The organism is Bacillus sp. JFL15 (assembly GCF_001184225.1).
In the GTDB taxonomy this organism is placed as follows: Bacteria; Bacillota; Bacilli; order Bacillales; family Bacillaceae; genus Bacillus; species Bacillus siamensis.
The window spans coordinates 2,200,783-2,221,509 of the sequence record NZ_KQ236689.1 but is presented as its reverse complement, the minus strand read 5'-3'; the positions used below and the strand labels follow the sequence as shown (position 1 = coordinate 2,221,509).

At 40.9% G+C, this 20,727-nt stretch carries 15 protein-coding genes, 2 pseudogenes and 1 riboswitch; of the genes and pseudogenes, 2 read left to right on the top strand and 15 right to left on the bottom strand.

The window, feature by feature from the left end; genetic code table 11:
* Window positions 1-48: 48 nt before the first annotated feature.
* Window positions 49-150: riboswitch (purine riboswitch) on the bottom strand.
* A gap of 122 nt (window positions 151-272) precedes the next feature.
* Both AD710_RS11140 and AD710_RS11135 read right to left on the bottom strand, forming a co-directional pair.
* Entirely contained in the window at window positions 273-1,715 is a 1,443-nt protein-coding gene (locus AD710_RS11140; protein ID WP_049628020.1) for a DUF4179 domain-containing protein, read from the bottom strand.
* Entirely contained in the window at window positions 1,697-2,230 is a 534-nt protein-coding gene (locus tag AD710_RS11135; RefSeq protein ID WP_049628019.1) for a sigma-70 family RNA polymerase sigma factor, read from the bottom strand. The genes AD710_RS11140 and AD710_RS11135 overlap by 19 nt, the downstream gene beginning before the upstream one ends.
* A gap of 323 nt (window positions 2,231-2,553) precedes the next feature.
* On the opposite strand from AD710_RS11135, the gene AD710_RS11130 reads away from it, so the two are divergent.
* Entirely contained in the window at window positions 2,554-3,321 is a 768-nt protein-coding gene (locus tag AD710_RS11130) for a GNAT family N-acetyltransferase (protein ID WP_049628018.1), read from the top strand.
* 196 nt (window positions 3,322-3,517) lie between these two features.
* Here AD710_RS11130 and guaA read toward each other — a convergent pair whose 3' ends face one another.
* The 13 genes and pseudogenes from guaA to AD710_RS19825 all read right to left on the bottom strand — a co-directional run.
* The gene (guaA, locus tag AD710_RS11125; RefSeq protein WP_007408887.1) at window positions 3,518-5,059 is read right to left on the bottom strand and encodes a glutamine-hydrolyzing GMP synthase; all 1,542 of its coding nucleotides are present in this window, start codon (window positions 5,057-5,059) and stop codon (window positions 3,518-3,520) included.
* 163 nt (window positions 5,060-5,222) lie between these two features.
* Window positions 5,223-7,430: a DUF4129 domain-containing transglutaminase family protein gene (locus AD710_RS11120; protein WP_049628017.1), complete on the bottom strand. Its 2,208-nt coding sequence runs from the start codon at window positions 7,428-7,430 to the stop codon at window positions 5,223-5,225.
* Between the two features lie 18 nt (window positions 7,431-7,448).
* Window positions 7,449-8,633 (bottom strand): DUF58 domain-containing protein, encoded by a 1,185-nt coding sequence (locus AD710_RS11115; RefSeq protein WP_049628016.1) that lies wholly within the window; start codon window positions 8,631-8,633, stop codon window positions 7,449-7,451.
* Window positions 8,633-9,595, bottom strand: a complete 963-nt coding sequence (locus AD710_RS11110) for an AAA family ATPase (RefSeq protein WP_049628015.1) — start codon at window positions 9,593-9,595, stop codon at window positions 8,633-8,635. Before AD710_RS11110 ends, AD710_RS11115 begins: the two co-directional genes overlap by 1 nt.
* Before the next feature lie 138 nt (window positions 9,596-9,733).
* A pseudogene (locus AD710_RS19140) lies at window positions 9,734-10,066 on the bottom strand (cation transporter dimerization domain-containing protein); the annotation flags it as partial.
* Between the two features lie 28 nt (window positions 10,067-10,094).
* Entirely contained in the window at window positions 10,095-11,579 is a 1,485-nt protein-coding gene (locus AD710_RS11105; protein WP_049628014.1) for an ABC transporter substrate-binding protein, read from the bottom strand.
* Window positions 11,572-12,291: an aspartate/glutamate racemase family protein gene (locus tag AD710_RS11100; protein WP_049628013.1), complete on the bottom strand. Its 720-nt coding sequence runs from the start codon at window positions 12,289-12,291 to the stop codon at window positions 11,572-11,574. The genes AD710_RS11105 and AD710_RS11100 overlap by 8 nt, the downstream gene beginning before the upstream one ends.
* A gap of 135 nt (window positions 12,292-12,426) precedes the next feature.
* Window positions 12,427-13,452, bottom strand: a complete 1,026-nt coding sequence (locus tag AD710_RS11095) for a TauD/TfdA family dioxygenase (protein WP_049628012.1) — start codon at window positions 13,450-13,452, stop codon at window positions 12,427-12,429.
* A 63-nt stretch (window positions 13,453-13,515) separates the two neighbouring features.
* Window positions 13,516-14,760: an ATP-grasp domain-containing protein gene (locus tag AD710_RS11090; protein ID WP_049628011.1), complete on the bottom strand. Its 1,245-nt coding sequence runs from the start codon at window positions 14,758-14,760 to the stop codon at window positions 13,516-13,518.
* A 25-nt stretch (window positions 14,761-14,785) separates the two neighbouring features.
* Complete coding sequence (locus AD710_RS11085) at window positions 14,786-16,033, bottom strand: MFS transporter (protein ID WP_016937036.1); 1,248 nt, start codon at window positions 16,031-16,033, stop codon at window positions 14,786-14,788.
* Window positions 16,020-17,282: an ATP-grasp domain-containing protein gene (locus AD710_RS11080; protein ID WP_049628010.1), complete on the bottom strand. Its 1,263-nt coding sequence runs from the start codon at window positions 17,280-17,282 to the stop codon at window positions 16,020-16,022. The genes AD710_RS11085 and AD710_RS11080 overlap by 14 nt, the downstream gene beginning before the upstream one ends.
* An 85-nt stretch (window positions 17,283-17,367) precedes the next feature.
* Window positions 17,368-18,411, bottom strand: a complete 1,044-nt coding sequence (locus AD710_RS11075) for an amino acid--tRNA ligase-related protein (RefSeq protein ID WP_016937038.1) — start codon at window positions 18,409-18,411, stop codon at window positions 17,368-17,370.
* A gap of 196 nt (window positions 18,412-18,607) precedes the next feature.
* Window positions 18,608-19,036, bottom strand: a pseudogene (locus AD710_RS19825) (cation transporter); the annotation flags it as partial.
* Window positions 19,037-19,248: 212 nt separating this feature from the next.
* On the opposite strand from AD710_RS19825, the gene gabP reads away from it, so the two are divergent.
* On the top strand, window positions 19,249-20,634 hold the full coding sequence (gene gabP / locus AD710_RS11070; RefSeq protein ID WP_049628009.1) for a GABA permease: 1,386 nt from the start codon (window positions 19,249-19,251) through the stop codon (window positions 20,632-20,634).
* The last annotated feature ends 93 nt before the right edge of the window (window positions 20,635-20,727 follow it).

Below are 20,727 nucleotides of genomic sequence, written 5' to 3'. Positions count from 1 at the left end.
TGACTACATACGTTCAGTCTGAATAAATAAGAATGGATTATTTATATCAAACGATTGAGATTGATCCGTAGTCAAGCCATTTACGGTAGCTTGGTAGAAACTTGCGGGCCATATCCCCGCCATTATACGATATCTGCATATTTGATTTCTGAGTCTATTGTATCAATTCAATTTTGAAAACTCAATAAAAAAACGAACAATCTTGTTTAAAAAAATTAGTTTATTCGTCAATTGACCAATAATGGAAGACGGCAAAAGCCGCCTTCCTGACATCATTTCCCATCCGCAGTCCGCACCGGCACCGAGAATGTAATCTTGCCGTCACCTGCTAAAATGTTCATGGCCGTTTGATTGACATACAAAGCGTATGATTCGAATGAGAAATCGCGCAATGAATATTCTTTATCGGATGAATCATCTAATTCAAAAACGGATTCCATTTCACCCGTTTTAAGATTCGTGACTTTCGCCTTATTCCCTTTCAGATAATAGCCTTTTTCATACTCATTAATCGATGGCCATGTTTTCATTTTTTTCGTATTGCCGAGACCGATAGTCTCACCGATATTCATCAGCTGATCTTCATCCGCCTTGCTTAGATTAATTCCGCTGAATTGATAATCGACAATTACCCGTCTGACTTGCTGTTTAATCTTTTTGATGGTGATACCGACATGATGATGTTTCGTTTCATAGCTGGCGGGCAGTTTTGTTTTCAGAGGGACGATTTCTCCAGGCTCTGATTCTGATTTTACATCACCCGTTATGAAAAGTGTTTTCGCTTTCGGGTCTATCGGTTTGCTGAATTGAGTTTGGCCGCGTACTCTTTTCCCTCCGCCGGGAAGGTTCTTCCTGCTGCCAAGTTCAATAGCCGCCAACGTCATTTCATAATGGTTTCCTGCATCATCCGTTGCTTCGTCAATCGAGATGGCATCATTTTTAGCTGCATCTTGAAAGTCGACTGAATACAGGAGAGCCGATCCCATCGTTCCGTTTTCCGCCCGGATATCGAAAAAGCGGTATAGTCCGTGATTTACATTCACAGCTTTCGTTCCTTCAAGAGAAACGGACTTTTGTTTTTTGACCGGAAGTGTAAAGCGCCAGTTTCCGGGGATATCCTTGATTTTTGTAATGACAAGCGGAAGCTTATCACCGTCTTTCAGCTTTGAGCCGTCCGTGAACAAGCGAAACTGCCCCCCGTACTGCCCGTCTTTCATTTTTTTCATGTCCTGACTGTCATAATCCTCAGATAATATATTCCGGGTATCTTTATAATCAACTTGAAAAGGAATACTCTCCTCATCAGATTTCAAATTGTCAACGGTAAAATTGTAAACGAGCTGTCCGCTGTCGTAATACACACTTTTCACTGTAACCGTAATCCCGCGCGATTCCGCTTTCTCGTTCAGTTTTGTCACCAAATTGCTTTTAAACAGCGCAGAACCTGCCTTATCCTGAAATACCCTGTAAATCTGCCCGGCAACAGGGATGTTTCCCATAGCCGTATTAACGGAGGGCATGAACAAGCCTGAGGACAGATACAGAATAAACAAAGCAGCAGCAACCGCGAGGCCGTTTATCACTTTTCGTCCCCATCTCCGTCTGACGGCGCCTTCTTTTCCGGCACGGACAGCGGCGCTATGTATCACGTTTCTCAATTCAGCTTTCGGCACGTCAATGTCCTGATACAATTGCTTCATTTGATGCTTTTCCATATTTGTTTATCCTCCTTTTCCAGCTCCTGCTTCAATGCTTTTCTCGCCCTGTGGAGATGCGTTTTTACAGTGCCTTCCGCCATACCGGTCTGTTCAGCGATCATGGCAATCGAGAAATCTTGAAAATAATAAAGCTGAATGGTCAGCTGTATATGTTCGTCAAGCGTTTCCAGGGCATTCCGAAGATCTATGTATTCTTCAATGTTCTTATTCTCCGCGCATGTATCATGTTGCGGCTCAAACGGGATAACGTCTCCGTTCTTTTTCCTCATCGCGAAAATCGTATTAAGCAAAATCCGGATCAGCCACGTTTTAAAATATTTCGGCTCCTTCAGCTGCGCGATATGAAGAAAAGCCTTGTAAGCCGTTTCCTGCACTGCGTCCAGCGTATCTTCTTTGTGATGCAAATAGAGATAAGCTGTTTTATATAAAGTATCCTGATGGGTTGTGATCAGTTTTTCAAAGGCTGAGGCATCACCTTTTTTCGCCTTTTTGATCAATCGTTCTTCCTTCACCTTATCCACCTCCTATGCTGTTAGATATGAATCAGGGCAAAACGGTTTCAAAAAGATGAAAAAAAACGCCTCTTTTTTAAAAAGAGGCGTTTTTTTATTGATTTATTCCCACTCAATGCTTTCTAAACATTATAAGAATTAATTTATTGAATATCAAGCCTTTTGGGGTGTTTGCAGTTCCTTCATTTAGAAGTTACCATAAAAATATTGCTCCCCCCGTGTTCTGAATATTATGGGAGGGGGGAAATACTGTGAACACTGTATTTTTAGTGTTTTAGTTGACCTTATAAAGCGCACTAAATCAAATTGAAAGGTGCAAAAACATGATTACAAATCAACAATTAGTCATAAACAATTTGGAAGAAAAATTAAAATCATTTACTCATACAGTTAGCGGAGAGCTTACAAAGGAAGAAGATTTCATCATAGCAAATACAAAAATTCCTACTGATACATTCAATGTAATATTGCCGAAATCTCCAAATATCAAAAATACAGTTAAGATCAGACATGGAATCGATAATTTTTCATATAAAAAATATCCCTTTAGTATTTGGATTGATGCTCAGTATTTAACTGAGGATTGGACTAAACTTATACAAGAATATGATCTAAAAGAAGCGGAACGTAATGTAATGATGAAACTTGAAAATACTCTTAATGCCGGGCAAAGAATTTCCCATCAGCTTATGATTACTGCTGTGAAAAATGATGAAGAACTTTTAAAATATATAGACGTATTCATGAGCTTATTTGAGGGAACACCAGAAAAAGATGCATTAGAAAGTTATTTTAATAGGTTTTCACAAGTAAAATTAGGTTCAGAAGTTCAAATGTTTATTGGATGCATAGATGAAATGCCTGTAACTACTGGTTTATTAATAGAAACCAAAGATAGCTATGGTATTTATGATGTGATGACAAAAGAAACATTTAGAGGTAAAGGAATTGGCAGTGAAATGTTTCAATTTCTTCTAAATCAAACAAAGGATAAACAAAAACCAGTGGTATTACAGGCTTCAGATGATGGAAAAAATATCTATAAGCGATTTGGATTTACAGATGTCGGTGAAATGGTTGTATTTGAATAAGGAGGTTCCTTTAATTTGCTTAATTTGAACAAACCTTATTCTAAAACAACATTAATTATTATCTCATTAAGGAATACTTGTTCCAAGAGAGTTTTTAAAATTCACGGTTCAATTAATAATATTGGATCAATTGTTGCTATAAAAGAAAAAAAGAGCTTAGAACCCTTATAAACCAAGGATTCTAAGCTTCTTTTGACTATTCCCACTCAATCGTTGCAGGCGGCTTGCTCGTAATGTCATACACGACGCGGTTGATGTGTTTCACTTCGTTGACGATCCGTGTTGAAATCACTTCAAGCACATCCCAAGGGATACGCGCCCAGTCAGATGTCATGCCGTCGATTGATGTTACGGCACGGATACCGATTGTGTAATCATACGTTCTCGCATCTCCCATGACGCCGACGCTGCGGATGTCAGGAAGAACCGTGAAGTACTGCCAAATGTCGCGCTCTAGGCCGTGGTTTGCCACTTCTTCACGCAGAATCGCGTCTGATTCACGAACGATTTCAAGTTTTTCTTCCGTTACTTCGCCAAGTACGCGGATGCCAAGGCCAGGGCCAGGGAACGGCTGACGCCATACGATATCATCCGGAAGGCCGAGCTCTGTGCCAAGCGCGCGCACTTCATCTTTGAAGAGCGTGTTTAACGGCTCGATCAGTTCAAACTGCATATCTTCAGGAAGTCCGCCGACATTGTGGTGAGATTTGATCGTTTGCGCCGTTGCAGTACCGCTCTCGATAATATCCGTGTAAAGCGTTCCTTGCGCAAGATAATCGATGCCTTTAAGCTTGTCCGCTTCATCATCAAACACGTAAATGAATTCGTTGCCGATGATTTTGCGTTTTTGCTCAGGATCAGAAACACCTTTCAGCTTGTTTAAGAATCTGTCTTTCGCATCAACTTTAATGACATTCATATTAAAGCCTTCGCTGAACGTTTTCATGACGCCTTCCGCTTCGCCTTTACGGAGCAGGCCGTGATCGACGAAAATACAAGTCAGCTGGTCGCCGATCGCTTTATGAATCAAAGCAGCCACAACAGAGGAATCAACGCCGCCGCTTAGCGCGCAAAGAACCTGCTTGTCTCCGACTGTTTCGCGGATTTTTTGCATTTCGATTTCGATAAAGTTTTCCATTGACCATTTGCCTTCACAATCACAAACGCCGAAGACAAAGTTTTTCAGAAGATCATTGCCGTATTCAGAGTGGCGCACTTCCGGGTGGAACTGAACGCCGTACCAATTCTTGTCCGCTTTGCTCATCGCTGAATTCGGACAGTGATGGCTTGTTGCGTCAACAGTGAAGCCTTCAGGAACTTCTACAACCAAATCGCCGTGGCTCATCCACACAACCTGTTCTTCCGGAAGATCTTTGAACAAGTCAGGAGTTCCTTGAATCTGAATGTTCGCTTTTCCGTATTCGCGCTGGCTTGCCGCCTCGACTTTTCCTCCGAGATAATGAGTCATCAGCTGCATGCCGTAGCAGATGCCCAATACAGGAATATCGAGTTCAAAGATTTTTTCGTCACAGCGGAAAGATCCTTCATCATATACACTGTTCGGTCCGCCTGAAAGGATAATTCCTTTTGGATTCATTTCTTTGATTTCCTCAGCTGTCAACGTATGGGGATGCAGCTCGCTATATACGCCAAATTCACGGATCCGGCGGGTAATCAGCTGGTTATACTGACTGCCGAAATCAAGAACAAGAATCATTTCATTCACTAACTTCGTCATGGTTGTCACCTAATCTCCTCTAAGTTTTTGACACAGAAAAAACGGAGGACAAACGTTCAGCCCTCTGTCGCGCAAGACTTGTACGGAAGCCCGGCTTTTTAACGCTCCCGGGCTCCCATTTAACATTCATTTATTCTAACAACAGGACGATATGCGGTCAAGACTATCTTGTTTTAATTATATTTTCCCACAACTGTCCCGATTCATTCCAAAGCTCCGCGGCATTATCCCTGCGGTATAAGGCCCGCTCATAGCGCAGCGTCAGCTCGGACATGTCGTTTGTACCGTATGCCTCGTCAATCCTCGCGGCAAAATCGCGCAGCGTTTCTCCGTCTCCTCTGCTGAATCCTTTTCGTTTCAGCTGGCGGAGCAGCGCGGCATATGCGTCGAAAAAGACGTCTTCATCCGTGCGCCGCTTCAGTCTGGCTGCTGCAGCGTACGGAATCCAGCGCGCGCGGAGCAGCCAGGCGAGCACCGCCGCGGCTGAAATCACGATGATGACGGCTGCATACGGCCACAGCTGTGCCGCGGTTTTGTTGCGGATCACAGGATGCGGTGCCGCACTGTGCTCCCGCTTTTTCGGTGCTTCTTCTTTTCCGGGCTTTGTTTCCTGACGCTGCTTGTCAGACGGTGTATCCGAATTCCCCGCTGAGCCCCCGCTGTCTTTTCCCGCTGTTTGATTCTGCTCTGACGTAAACTCCGTCGGATTGGTGAAGCCTTTCGTCGGCTCAAACGTCACCCAGCCCTGATCGGGAAAATACACTTCAACCCATGAATGGGCGTTGTTGTTTGTGACTTCATAAATCTGGCCGTTATGGTCGCCTGCGCCTTTATACTCGCCGGATGTATAACCCTTCACCCAGCGGGCGGGAATACCCGAAGATCGGAGCAGCACAGCCATAGCCGATGAAAAGTTATCACAATAACCTCTTTTCGTTTCAAACAGAAATTGATCCACATAATCCTGATTGTGCTCCGGAATGGCGACATCCTGCGTATCATACGAAAATGCGGAAGATCCCAGATAGTCCTCGACAGCCTTCGCTTTATCAAACATATTATGATGATCCCGCGTCAGCCTGTCCGCAAGCTGTCTCACTCTTTCCGGAACGCTGTCCGGAAGCTGTAAATACCGATCATTGAATTGGTTCTGCTCACGGTATCGTTTCACTTTCACTTTTCTGAGATCATTCAGCTTAAAGACGGGCGCGTGAAAAGTCACCGTGTACCGTCCCATATTGCGGATGTTGCCCACTTGTTCACTGATCGGCGTGATTTGCTCGGTGTTTCCGTTCATTTCAAGCTGAATCGAGTGCTTCGGTTTAATATTGGAGAGGCCGATCGGATACATGACGTGATTATAAAGATAACTTTCATCAATGGACACCTGTGCCGTATAGCGTCTCGTCTGCACACTCCGGTCAAACCATATGTCTTCCACATTGCCGCCGTTCAGCTTATAGGACATGCCCTGGTCGGTCTCCACCCAGCCTTTTCCCGTATATGTATCTTTCGTTTCCACCCGGAAGTACGACCGCTCTTTTCCCTTCCATGTAAAAACCGGCGTATCGTCCTGCTGAAAAGGGCCGCCCAATGTTTCATCATGATTGCCGTAGCCGATTTTGCTTTCAGCGGCGGGCACTTCTTTGTGATGTGTTATTTTTTTCAGAAACGGCACGGGGTCCGGCCAATTCGGATCTGATTTCGGAGCCGCCAGACCGAACACGACGGAAGCGCAGATAAACAGCGCCAGCGGCAGAAACCATTTGAAAATCAATCTTTTTTTAAATGCTATGTGTTCTGTCAGGCGGATGCGCTCCATATACAAAAGCCCCATCATCAAAAAGCCGATAAAGACGATCCGGATGACGGCGTATGCGGCATCATAAGGAGTAAATGTATCAAGTACGGTAATATACGCCACCGTCATGATAAAAAAGAATAAGATTTTCCGCTGATAGATCACCCAATAATGCAGCAAATACACAAGCAGCCATAAAAGCACAAAAAACAGCAGTGTGCGGAATGACGGGTTCATATCATTCCATCTTCCGGTTCCGATGTGCCGGACATTCAGCATCACGTCCCGCAAAAAAGAAGCAAGCCATTCCGGCTGAAAAACCGCCCCTTTATAAAACAGCATGTGAATACTGATCAACGTAAACAGAATGCAGGACGGCACGGTGACGTACCACCTCATCCGGAAGAATGACAGCAGAAATGCCAAACCGATAAAGACGATGAAAAAACCGGTATGCTTTGTATCCGTAAAATTGTGCAGCGGCCTGAGCCATTCCCACAACAATAAAAAAGCGAGAAAATAAAACAGCAGCAGACTCAGCCTGCTTCCCTGGTTCTCGTCATGCGGCATGGCGCGCCACCTCTCTTTCTAAACAACATGGGACACCCGTTTGTCCCTGATCATTTGCACCTTGATATTCTTTTGAGCGAAGATGAGAGCGAGATTCCGTTCTTTTTCCGAAAGCACGGCATTCGTTTCTTTCGCCAAAAACACCGTCATGTCAGTGCGGACGGACTCAGCCTGTTTGAGGAGATCTTCTGTGAGACTGCCCGTCACGACGGCAATAAAAGCTTTGCGGACGCGCGGAACCGCCAGCTCTTTTCCTAAGCGACCCCCTGCACCAGCTTCTTCCGATTCAGAAGCTGATGCCAGGTAACGCAGCACATTTCTGAAATGCTCTTCTCCCTCCCGGACGGGAAAAACAGTCCGGTCGCTCCCTAATGAAATAAATCCTGCGGGAGAGCCCTTCACAAGCGCCGTGTAAAGCAGGGATGCTGAGGCTGACACCGCGGCTTCAAATGAAGGAGACGGCCTGCAGTCCAAAAGGAAAATCATATCCGTGCTCTGCAGCGGGTCAAATTCCTTCGTCATCAGTTCATTGCGCCGCGCGGACGTTTTCCAGTCGAGAGCGGAAAACCGGTCGCCCGGCTGATAATTTCTGACGCCCGCGGCTATTGCGGAGCGGTGAACCTGAAACGGCGTGCCGGCACCCGCACCCTCTTCGCCTGATACAGCCTGCTGCTTATCATGAACAGACCCGTACGCCGGGAATACTAAGACCGTATCCGTTACGGAAAATGAAGCCGTCTTGTCCAAGAGCCCGAGAACATCTCCCGTCCGCACTCTTATCGTATGGAAATGATGCTCCCCGCGCGGCGCCTGCGGCAGCTCATATTGTAACGTCAGCTTCTTTTGAAACCACGGAAACACGAGCTGTTTCGCACTGCGCCTCTCGCCGAGTGTTTCCGGCATCACATCTTCAATGACCATATATGTCAGCGGGAACGGCAGGCGCCTCGTCAGCCTGATGGTGACAGACAGTCTGTCACCAGAAGTTAACCGGGCGGAAGAAATCTCACGCGCCGCCTGAAACGCCCGCAGCGGATACACGGCGACCAGCCCGGCGTAAACGATAAACGGCAAAAACGCATAAAATAAAAACCAGCTCACAAATCCGCCCTGAAACATGGCATAAGAAAAGACCGCCGCCGTCAGCACGGCCAAAATAAGCAGCTTCCAGCCGTATAACAGCCAATGCACTTTCTTTCTCATTAGCGGACCGACATCCTTTGAACGGGAACTTTTTCCGTTTGCATGATGTCTTCGATAACCGCTTCCGGCGTGACATCATTAAATTTCGCATCGGCAGTCAAGATCATTCTGTGCGGCAGCGTATACGGAGCCAAATACTGGACATCATCAGGAATGACGTAATCACGGTCATGAAGCAGCGCGTACGCCTGCGCGGCTTTCATTAATGAGATCGAACCGCGCGGACTTACGCCCAAATGTACGGACGGATGCCGGCGGGTATGCTGAGTGATGCCGACGATATACGCTTTAATTCCATCATCCACCCGCACCTGCTCCAGTTGTTGCTGGAGGGTGATGAACTGTTCTTTAGAAATGACGGGCTCGAGGGTTTCGAGCGGATTGCGCCCTTCCTGCAAAGACAGAACCCGAAGCTCCTCCTCGGCAGTCGGATAGCCCATGCGCAGTTTAAATAAAAACCGGTCAAGCTGCGCTTCAGGAAGCGGATACGTTCCTTCATATTCAACCGGGTTTTGTGTCGCCATGACGAAAAACGGCTCAGCCAGCCGCATTGTCTTTCCGTCAATCGTGACATTTCCCTCTTCCATCGCCTCAAGCAAAGAAGACTGCGTTTTCGGCGAGGTTCTGTTAATTTCATCGGCCAGCACGATGTTCCCCATAATCGGTCCGGGGCGGTACTCAAATTCCATCGTTTTCGTATTATAAATAGAGACACCCGTCACATCTGACGGCAGAAGATCCGGCGTGAATTGAATCCTCTTAAAGTCAGCTCCGATCAGCTTGGCCAAAGCGCGGACCATCATCGTTTTTCCGACTCCCGGCACGTCTTCCAGCAGCACATGCCCTTTTGCGAGAATAGCGGCCAGGCTGAGTATGGCGATGTCCCGTTTTCCTATGATGATGTTTTCAATATGCTCAACGGCTTTCTCCAGCAACGGATGCAGCTCTTCTTTATAAGCCATTCTTCTCCCCCTAGTCATCTCTCAAATTTCAATTATTGTAACCTAACTTTACCACAAAATATAATTAGTATAAAAAAACGTTTCAGCGAATTGTGTTCAGTCCGAAAAGGCAAAAAAGCCCCCTTTAGAAAGGAAGCTTTATTTCAGCTGGAGAGGCTCCATATGAACGTGTGAATGGTCGATGGCGTGTTCCTCTTTCATCCTGCGTTCTACCTCATTTGCGATATCATGGCTCACTTTAATATTCAGATCAGACGGCACTTCAATGACGACATCAATATGAACGGAGCTGCCAAGATATTTCGCTTTAATATCTTTTAAACGGCTGACGCCAAGATGTTTCGATCGTCTGTTTATAAGCTGAAATGTCCGTTACATCGAAGCCATCTGTCAAAGAGTGGGAGGATTCTTTTCAAAATAAGGAGACCGATCACACGCCGTGACTGTATCAATCCAAGCAAGGCAGATTTGCAACTCAATGGTTAAGTTCACCTTAGGATTACATCGTTTCCAATGTTAATGGTTTTATGTATTCATATGCAGGCTGATAAAATTGATCAAAAAAACTTTTTCCATCCATTTTGGATTTACGAAATAGATAAGATTCATAGGTTAAAGCTATAGGAAACACTAAGCTGTTTTCTATAACTAATTCTTCTACTTTTCTATACATGTTATTTCTCTTATTAATATTAATTTCTTTTTTCGCATCTTTGAGGAGACCTCTAATATGAATAAGAGTTTCTGTATTCGCACGATAGATTTCTTTATCACTGCTGAAAAATAAAGATAAATCTTCCGGATCATTATAGTTAAAACTTGAGGAACTGACTAATATATGCTGCTGAGTATCTAAAAGGCTTTCATGTAAGGAAGAAAGTTCTGTTTTAACTACGTCGAAGCCTTTGGCACTCAATAATTGATATAGCTTGTTCTGCATTTCACGCAGATGAGAATGTTCACTATAGTTATTGTAAACAATGATACTTAATTGAGGAATATACCCCCATTTCAAAAGATAATTTTCCTTAGCAGCTTGAAAATTAAAATTTGTTAATTCTTCCTCATTATTAGGCATATCTAATATAGTTTCAGGTAAAAAACTATGTGCAGGCGAATATATTGACCTCTCTGATTTCGGTATGCTGGATAATAGATCTTCTTTGTTTATTGCTAAGTTAATTAAACTTCTTAATTCCTTCCACATTTTATCTTCATCATGTAACACAAAATATTCTATAGCTATTGTGACGCTTATAGGGCTTTTCAAAATTTCAAACTCGTTTTCTGTTTGATTTTCTGCTTCGGATAATAAATCAACTTGACTTACGTCTGTATATACCACAAACTGTAATTTTTCAAAAGAATCGATTCTTTCCTCAAAGTAATCCTCGTTCTTTTTTAAAGTCAAAACCTTAGAGTCTTCACTTAGGCTTTCATAGCAGTAAGCTCCTACTCCTATAGGGTTGTCTTTCCACACCCAGAGATCATTTTCTAAAAACTCTTCTCGCGGAACAATACTTAAGGCACTTCGAGTAAAGTATTTTAAAAAAAGCAAATTTAGATGTTTCAATTTTATTTTTAGTCTGTAATCATCAAAAACCTCTATGCCGGAACACATATTCGGAACATATCTATTTGTCTGACTTACCTCTTCATAACCTTCTATATCGGATAGTAATTCTGAAAAGGTGGATCTTGCCCCCTTCATCATTCCTCTGCATAAAGAAAACTCAATATCTCGCGCTAAAGCCTTTCTGCCATTGTGAAAGTAAATATCTTTTCTAAGTACAAGGAGGTATTCATTATCACAATCATTAATTTCCCATTGTTCAATAATGTTAGGCAATAAATGCCCTTCTTTGGACATCTTAAATAATGGAGGAAAAAGAGCTCTGCATATTTCATAATCACATGAATAAATATTAAAAGGAGAGATATTTTTAGAAATAGCCGAAACCCCAACTTTCAAGGTACTATTCATTCTTCCCACTCTCCAAGCCCTCTTTTATATATCTTTCTACTAGTCTTCTCGCTAGTATCTGAGAAGAATCATATATCTTGAGTTTAGTATGATTCGTACAAAAAAATAAATCAGTACAAGCACAAACTACTTCATTTATCCCTTCTGTTAAAAGAATATCTTCTATCGTTTTCCATTCATCCGTTACTTTTGAACAAACTCCTAATGTTTTAGTTTTTAAAATTAATTCATCAACTCTTTTTTGATACTCATCGTTCCAAAATACATTTTTACCTTTTAACTTTAGTTTTTCTTGATATAAATTGCTTTCCACAGTCCCTCTTGTAGCAAGTAAGCCAACTTCATTTCCTTCATTTTCTAATTCGTTTACTGTTTCATCAATTATATTTAATATAGGTATATGTGTCATTTGGCACAATTCTTTATAATATGAATGAACCACGTTACAAGGTATTGCTATAATCGAACAATTAGAATTGTTTAGTGAGTCAATTCCGACTTTTAATGCCTTTAACATCTCGCTGTCATCAATCGCTTTTTTAGGATGAAAAGGTGTTGGCAGCGAATATATTATCATGTGGGGAAAATCATTATCGAACTTTGCTCCATATAAATTTTCACAGCAGTCCAGAACAGATTCTAAAAATGGACCTGTTGATCTTGGTCCCATCCCTGCAAGAATTCCAATTTTATAAACCTCACTATTATTCATTCTGGTTCTCTCCTTGTTAATATCTTAGAGGTTAACAATTAAAATAAACCATACACTTAGTTAAACGATAAAATTTATTCTAAGTGTATGATTTAAGAAATTTATATTAAGCTAACTGCATAAAACGACTATCATTTACTTTAGTTTAAGTTCATATTTTAGAGGTATGCAAACATGACTGCCAGGGCTTCTGCTAAAACTAGATCGGCCTAGATCATTCACCGTAAACATTCTTTGAAGCCAACGATCATTCCCATCGTATTGTGGGGTAAAGGATGAGCGAGCGTGCGCTGCTAATCTGTTGTCGATAATAATAAGGTCCCCAGGACAGAGAGGTACTTTTATAGAAACCTTACTTAATGCTTCTTTTAATAATTCCAATGCCCATTTTGCTTCTTCAGTTATTCCTTCCATTAAGGAACAATGTATAACCATTTCTGGTGCTTGAATGCTGCCTGAAAGCACGGGTATGATCTTTGATAAGTCATCCGAATTAAATGAAGCAGGCGGGCTTAATTTATACAGAGGCTCCCTTAATGTTAATACTACTGAACTTGGCAGTAATTCTAAAGCATTAACTATAGAAGCAGTTTCTGTTTGTGCTTCGTTTTTATGGTCTGATCGTAAGCAATATAAAGCAAGGTGATCAGGTCTGTAAGGATGTATAGCGTCTTCAGTATGATAAGTAAAAAAGACTTTGGAACCAGAGTTTTCCAAACCGCTTTCTTTCCCCTTAATCGGACAAATATCATGAATGAGCTGTCCATTTTTTTCATCGGCATACCCAATCGGCTCACCCATATACAGCATGAATAGCACTAGACATAATTCACTAACAAAGGAGATCTTATCCAAAGAAGGATTGCCATCATCAGGAGTCTGAGGTAAAATATCGTCTGTAGGCAAGTTTTTAAATAAAATCGTTCCTTCTCTGTTAGAATTTCGCTTAAAATTAATTAGAGCACTCTTTACTCTGTCTGGAAGATTATGCGAAACAAATTGTAATCTATTTAGGTCAGAATTATTAATAGCATTTGGATTGAAGTTAATATCCTTTATTAAGTTCTCAATTAGTTCTTTTTCAGCCTGTGATATTTCTAAAACTACACCTTCACTCATACCTAGAGACGAACTTTTTCCTTCGGTAAGCAAGGTTGACAATTTAATCTTCCCCTTCCAAAACTCAAGTTAATGAATCTTATAAAATTATTTTTTATTATAATATTACTGTTTTACAAAGCTTTTATATTCATACTGATGTTCTTTGATAGCATTCATTACATCTTTATAAACTTGATTTGTTTCCCCTTTAAAGATGTATCTGGCCGGAATCTTCAAATATCCGCCGCTTCCATCCAGTACGTCTCCTTTACTCCGTAAATACTCTTCTACTAAAGTTGACAATTTCCCTTTAAATGAAGTGTTTTTTTCCATTAAACAAGGCAGTTCTGCTGGAAAAGGAATTAAGAGATAGCCTGAAGATACTCCTTCATCCAGCCGCACATCTGAAACTTCTTCCCCTAATTCAACTTTTAACTGATCAGTTACAGCATCTCTGCCAATCAATAGGCTTACACATCTTGGTATATCTGCTCCTCCCATACGGGCTCCAATTTCCATAAAAATAGGTTCGGGCTTGTCACTTTTCTCATCTACAATTAATTCAAGATGGAACATCGTATTGTTTATTCCCAAGGCATTAACGGTCTTTTGGGTAAAGTCGATGAGCCCCTCATATAACATAGTCTCATTCTTATCTACAGAAACCGCTCCCAATGGACTTTGTTGAAAGAATTTTATTGGTGGATTGATATACCGAAACGGAATACAAAATTTTAATTGATTATCCTTTACTAATCCATCAACGTGAAATACTGTTCCCTCACAATATTCCTCGCATTCCAAGTCCTTAAATTCTATGTGTGGCAATATTTCGTCATACTCCTCTTGATTATGAAGAATATGAACTCCTTTACTAGCAGCCATTCTCCTAGGCTTTATGACAATAGGAAAGCCTGCTTTGTTAATAAATTGTTCTAACTCTTCTACACTGTCACATTTACTAAATTTAGGAGTTCTTAAGCCGGATTGGCTGACAATCTCTTTCATCTTTACCTTATCTCTGGCATTTAGTGCCTGTTCAAAAGATAGACCCTCTAATCCCTTTTCATCTCTTAATTTCCCTGAATTCAATATATCCCATTCACTCAGAGCTATTAATCGATCTATACTTCCTCCTTTTTTTTCAATCTTTTCAAATGCTGTACGAATGTTATCCAAAGAGTTAATATCCTCAACAAGCTCTATGATAGAATTTTCTAAAATATTTTGAGATAAACCTTTATTGCCTTCAGCGTCAACAATATAACTTACTTTATATTCGTTATGATTCATTATCTTTTCATAATCAGGTTTTTCAGAATCCCATCCTACTGACCAGCGATTAATAATACATATGTGTTTAGTCATTATACTAGTCCCCTTTATTTTCATATTATAATTCTAAAACATCTTTTTGGGCAGCATGACGTTTATTATAAAAATAATAAGTAAATATTGTGGAGTTGACTACAATCCAAAAAATCGAAACTCCTAATATTACTTCTTGAGGTCCTGTAATTTTAGTAAAGGTAGAAGTTATTAATCCAGCAAGGGGCAGGCTTAGACGATTAAAGAAAACAATAGTTCCCATACTCTTACCTAATTGATGTTTCGGTATTAACTTAACTCGTTCTGTTCTTAGAAATACATTAAAAATCCCTATTCCACAAACCAAAAGGGCGTAGCCGATAACATAAATGTAAAATTGATTGGCTATTCCCAAAATGACGCCGGATAATGTTAATAACACAATAGATGCTATGCCTATATTATTAATACTCTTACTTTTTTTCAAAAATACAGGAATTAACAAAACCACTATAGATCCCGTGATCCCGCCAAACATCGCCAAAAATGAATACTCTCTAGATGTTGCACCAAGAACCCCTTGGGCTACAGCTGGATTTAAAGCCATTACAGTCCCCATCACAAGATTAATAAGCATTGTTGCCAGTACCAACAGCCGAAGAAAGAAATTTTTAGCTATAAACTTAAACCCATCCCCAATTGTTCCTAGAACTCGTTTAATGGACTTCGTTTCCCTAACAACCAGATTTTTAGCCTTATTGGGAAGACCCAGTACTCCGAAACCTGTCACTGCAAATGCAATACCAGTAATAATAAGAAAATCCATCTCTTTTATAAATAGAACCAATATACTTGCCAAAGCCGGTCCTATCACTTGAGAACTAAGCTCCAATCCTTGGATTAACGATTGGATGCGGGGAATATCGTTATTATCAAAGTTCCTCCCGATAGTTGTTTCTAATGTGACAAAGTTTAATGAGTTTAAAATAGCGAACAAAGATGCTGCAACTGAAAGTATAATAAATGTTTGGCTTGGCATATAGATTAATAATAAGAAGCCTGATATGGAAACCAATGCTCGCAGGCTATCGCCAATAATATAAAGTTTCTTTTCTTTATAAGTATCTACAAGCACTCCTATGAAGGGGAGTAATAATACTGCCGGCAACCACTCTATAAGGAATGCTAATCCTGATTTGGACGCTTCTCCGGTGTATTGAAAAATTAATAAAGGGATAGCAAATAGCAGAAGTTGTTCGGATACTGTTGATACAAACCTGCACCCAAGGAACCAAATCAATTTAGATGTATAGATACTATTAGACTTTTTCAAGATAGTCTAAAGGCTCCTTTAATTCCATATTATAGTACACAGGTTTTATCCATCCGTTATGTAGAGTTTTTACTCTTATAGAATCTACATCTTTAATTACGTCTTCCTTTAGTCCAGAAAGCATTCCCAGCCAACTCCAATTACTGCTTCCCATAGCGGAAACGATGTCCCCTAAATTTTGGGCCTGTGTATGCTTAGATTTCATATTTTCTGCATACTTAATTTCAAGTACTCTATCTTGATTAGGAATTCCGTAAGCTATCCCTAAGCTCTCCTTACATTCTTCTCCCCAAAAGGCCGCAGGAATGATCTCTTTTTCATTTAGGACTAACTCCATTGCTTGTCGGTAAATACTATGCGGTTCAATTCCGTATGAACAAGCTATAATCTCAGTAATATTTGCTCCGCCAGGCCTTCCAAAGTTACAATCTATTAGTTTAACTTGATTTTCTGAAACAATAAATTCAGTATGGAAAAATCCTCTGCTATACCCGCTCCTCTCCACTAGAGTTTGAACAATCTTGCACAATTCTTTCTGAGCTATAGAATGATAAGGGAATATGAATACCGATTCTGCATTTTCCGTCTTCCTTCTGCCAGTTACTCCAATTTGAATTACTTTACTTTCTAAAACGTATCCCTCTAAGCTTACAAGTTCTCCGTCTATTATTTCTTGAACGACATATTCGTCAGGGTGCAGATGCTTAGGTAAGGTTTTATCAAATAATTTTTCTATATTCTCGATATCATTTTCATCCTCTAATACACTTATACCTTTAGCACCGGCTGCAAAGGATGGTTTTAGTATCAATCCATTCTGTGAAGCTGATAACATTTTTTTTATCTCTGAATAAGGAATCGCCCCTGTAGTGAAAGAAAGTGATAGCGGCGTAAATTCTGGGATAATGTCATTGACATAAGCCTTATCCTTAAGTAATTCAATTTTTGGATCAATTCCCTTTATATCTAAAGCGCTGCATAATTTAGTGCAAATTTCTAATTTACTATCTAAAAAAGAGATAACTCCTGCAATGTCCTCTTTTGGAAAAGTTTTTATAATTTCATACAGTTCTTCAAAAGAATTAGTATTACAATTAATAAACTTATAAGATGTAAGTTGAGAGAGTGCATCTCCTTCCTGACTATTTAAGTTTGTCAAGAACAGAACATTCAGATTCATTTCCTTTGCCGCTTTTACAATATACTCTGGCCCAATAACAGAAGAATCAATAACAAATAAGGTTTTCACGTTTTTCTAATTCTCCCTTCTATACACTCAAAAGAAAGAAAAGGGTCAGAATTTAATTCCTTACCCTCTCCCCTATTAGAAGTTATTATTTTTGAATAGGACGTGTAATCGTCGTGTTTGGACCTGCATCATGATATTGAATGAAATCTAAAATACTTTCTGCGCCAGAGATAAACTTTAACAATCTCTCCAGTCCAATTCCAAATCCAGCTGTTTGTACTTGTGATTTATCTTTCCATTGAGCATATTCCGGATGATAAGAATTGCCGAGAGTTTTTGATTGGTTAATAATCTCCTCTCCGCTAGTTGGACGGATACCCCCGGTAGTCAGTTCACCGTAGCCAAAAGGTAACATTAAATCGTAAGTTTGAAAAACACCTTTTGGACTTTCGTGATAAATTGAATCTCTGACTCCTGCTGGATAGTTATAAATCCAAAAAGGTGTGTCGAATTGGTTAGAGAGAAGTGCGTCTTCTTCAGAAGTAAGATCCCCTTCTGAATCTTTAGATCGTCCTACTCTTTCTAAGGCTTCTTCAAATGTTATTCTAGGATATGAGCCTTTTACCAAGCTCTCTGTGTTGCGTTTTGCTAAAGGAGTTAACGTCAAATTATCATTATTATCAATTAAAGATAAAATCTTATTGCCTGCTTCATAGAGAATCTTCTCCCCTAAATCGAAAACATCTTCCATTCTCTCAGTTCTCCATTCAATTTCAAATTGAAAGAAGGAATAAATATGTTTTGCAGACAGCTCTTCCCCTTCCATCAATAATCGAAGGCATGGGGCAAGGCAATAAACCTTAGGTAAATATTCCGTTGCCATCTGTTTTTCTACAACATGACTAACACTCATATAGTAATACTGTTCACCTGCCACCTCAACTTTTGAGTTAGAGGAGGAGTCATGATCCCCATTTTCTCTAATGTCAGGTAAAGTTTTATCCCCTAGTACGATCACTGAATGCTTGGCACCTGGCTCATATCTTCTAGAAAAGGGAGTTGGAACAATTTCGTCAAACTTAAATAAATCCATTGAATTTCTCAGCGACTTTAAAAGAGTTGAAGTCCATGCATAAGTTTCATTATAAGCAAGTTGTCTAGTGTCTAAATTTTCAATTTCAACCTTCATTTGTTACACCTTCCTATTCTGAATATTAGTAAATAGATATAAATAATCTTTTAATTTAATTACAAAAATAAGAATAAATTGTATATTTGTAATTAAATACATTTACAGAAAACAGATTATTATAATGAAATGATTCTGTCAATTAAAAATATATGAAATAGTACAAATTATCTGTTCTCTCCTGTAATTCCGATAACGTGCTGATACTGACGAATGCCTCGACATTTATTATTACCAGCTGCAAGGAGCATCTGGCTCTTCACTTTTTTGACCGGCCTAATATTTTACTGGCAGGCCTGCTGTCGTCCAAGCTTTTGGCATCTCTTGTTTAGCAGAAAAAATAAATTCCAACAGCACTTGCAGTCCGACAACTATCATAATAAAAGATTCGATAAGCGATGCGATCGTTTCCGCCGAAAGCGGCCGTGAATGGATGATCTACTTCAAGAGGTTTTTGAGAGATGGCAGGACGATTATTACAGCCACCGAAACAATAATGTCAGTTATTATTAAACCTCTGCAGTAAGTGCTTCTGAGTGAAAAACATAACCGATGATCAGCTTCATTGCAGATAGAACACCATTGTCCCGGATTCTCCCTTTTTCAGTTCATCATTTCTCTTCATATTAAAAAGCTCCTCTCTACTCGCATTTTCCTATTATTGAGATACATCACTGAACCACAGTGGGTCTATAGAAACACCTTGCGTCATTTTCTGTGTACGGATGAGAAAAGAAGTCACATTATCTCACATCATTAACAAATGTCTCATGCATTTATGATAGAATAATATTTGTCGGAATATTCAGCATAAAACAACCCAAAAGGAGGCAAAGAATGAATCAGCCTAATTCTTTATCGAAGGGATTAAAAACCCGGCATATGACCATGATTTCAATTGCCGGCGTGATCGGCGCCGGATTATTTGTCGGAAGCGGATCCGTCATTCATTCCACCGGACCCGGAGCGATTGTCTCCTACGCATTAGCAGGACTATTAGTGATTTTTATTATGAGGATGCTGGGGGAAATGTCCTCCGTCAACCCGACAAGCGGTTCGTTTTCACAATACGCGCATGACGCCATCGGGCCGTGGGCCGGTTATACCATCGGATGGCTGTATTGGTTTTTCTGGGTCATCGTCATTGCCATTGAAGCCATTGCGGGCGCCGGAATCATACAGTACTGGTTCCCCGGGATTCCGTTATGGCTGACGAGTCTGCTTCTGACCGTGCTATTAACACTGACGAATATTTATTCAGTTAAATCATTCGGCGAATTTGAATACTGGCTTTCCTTAGTGAAGGTAGCGACGATCGTTGTCTTCTTAATCGCGGGATTTGCTTTCATTTTCGGAATCGTCCCCGGCAGCAAACCGGTCGGGCTGGAAAATCTGACAGGCAACGGCGGATTTCTCCCTAATGGCCCAAGTTCCGTTCTGCTCGGAATCGTCGTCGTCATTTTTTCTTTTATGGGATCTGAAATCGTCGCAATCGCAGCGGGAGAAACGTCAAACCCGGTCGAATCCGTCACAAAGGCGACCCGCTCAGTCGTCTGGAGGATCATTATTTTTTACGTCGGTTCCATTACGGTTGTGGTCACGCTGCTTCCGTGGAATTCAGCCAATATTTTGGAAAGCCCCTTCGTTGCCGTTTTGGGACATATCGGGGTTCCCGCAGCCGCTCAGATCATGAATTTCATCGTCCTGACAGCCGTTCTGTCCTGCCTGAACTCCGGGCTTTATACGACGTCACGGATGCTGTATTCACTGGCGGCGCGAAATGAAGCGCCGCGGCGTTTTATGAAACTGAGTAAAAGAGGCGTACCGGTCCAAGCCATTATCGCCGGCACCTTTTTCTCCTATATTGCCGTTGTCATGAACTACTTTTCTCCCGACTCCGTATTCTTATTTCTGGTCAATGCATCAGGGGCGATCGCACTGCTCGTCTATCTCGTCATCGCCGTCTCACATCTGAGAATGAGAAAGAAAATCGAACGGATAAACCCTGAATCTCTTAAAATCAAAATGTGGTTTTATCCGTACTTAACCTACCTGACGATCATCGCCATTTGCGCCATCTTGTTATCTATGCTGTTTATCAGTTCAATGCGGTCTGAATTTCTGCTGACAGGATTTATTACACTGCTGGTGCTTGCCTCATATGTATTCCGCAAAAAACAAAAACCGAAAGAGAGCGCTTCCGCAAACCGGGTTGCGCAATAACAGAAACACCCGTCCTCAAAAAAGGGCGGGTGTTTTTTTAACCAACTTGTTCCAGGCAGCATTATCTATAGTACAGGAATTCAATAAATGATA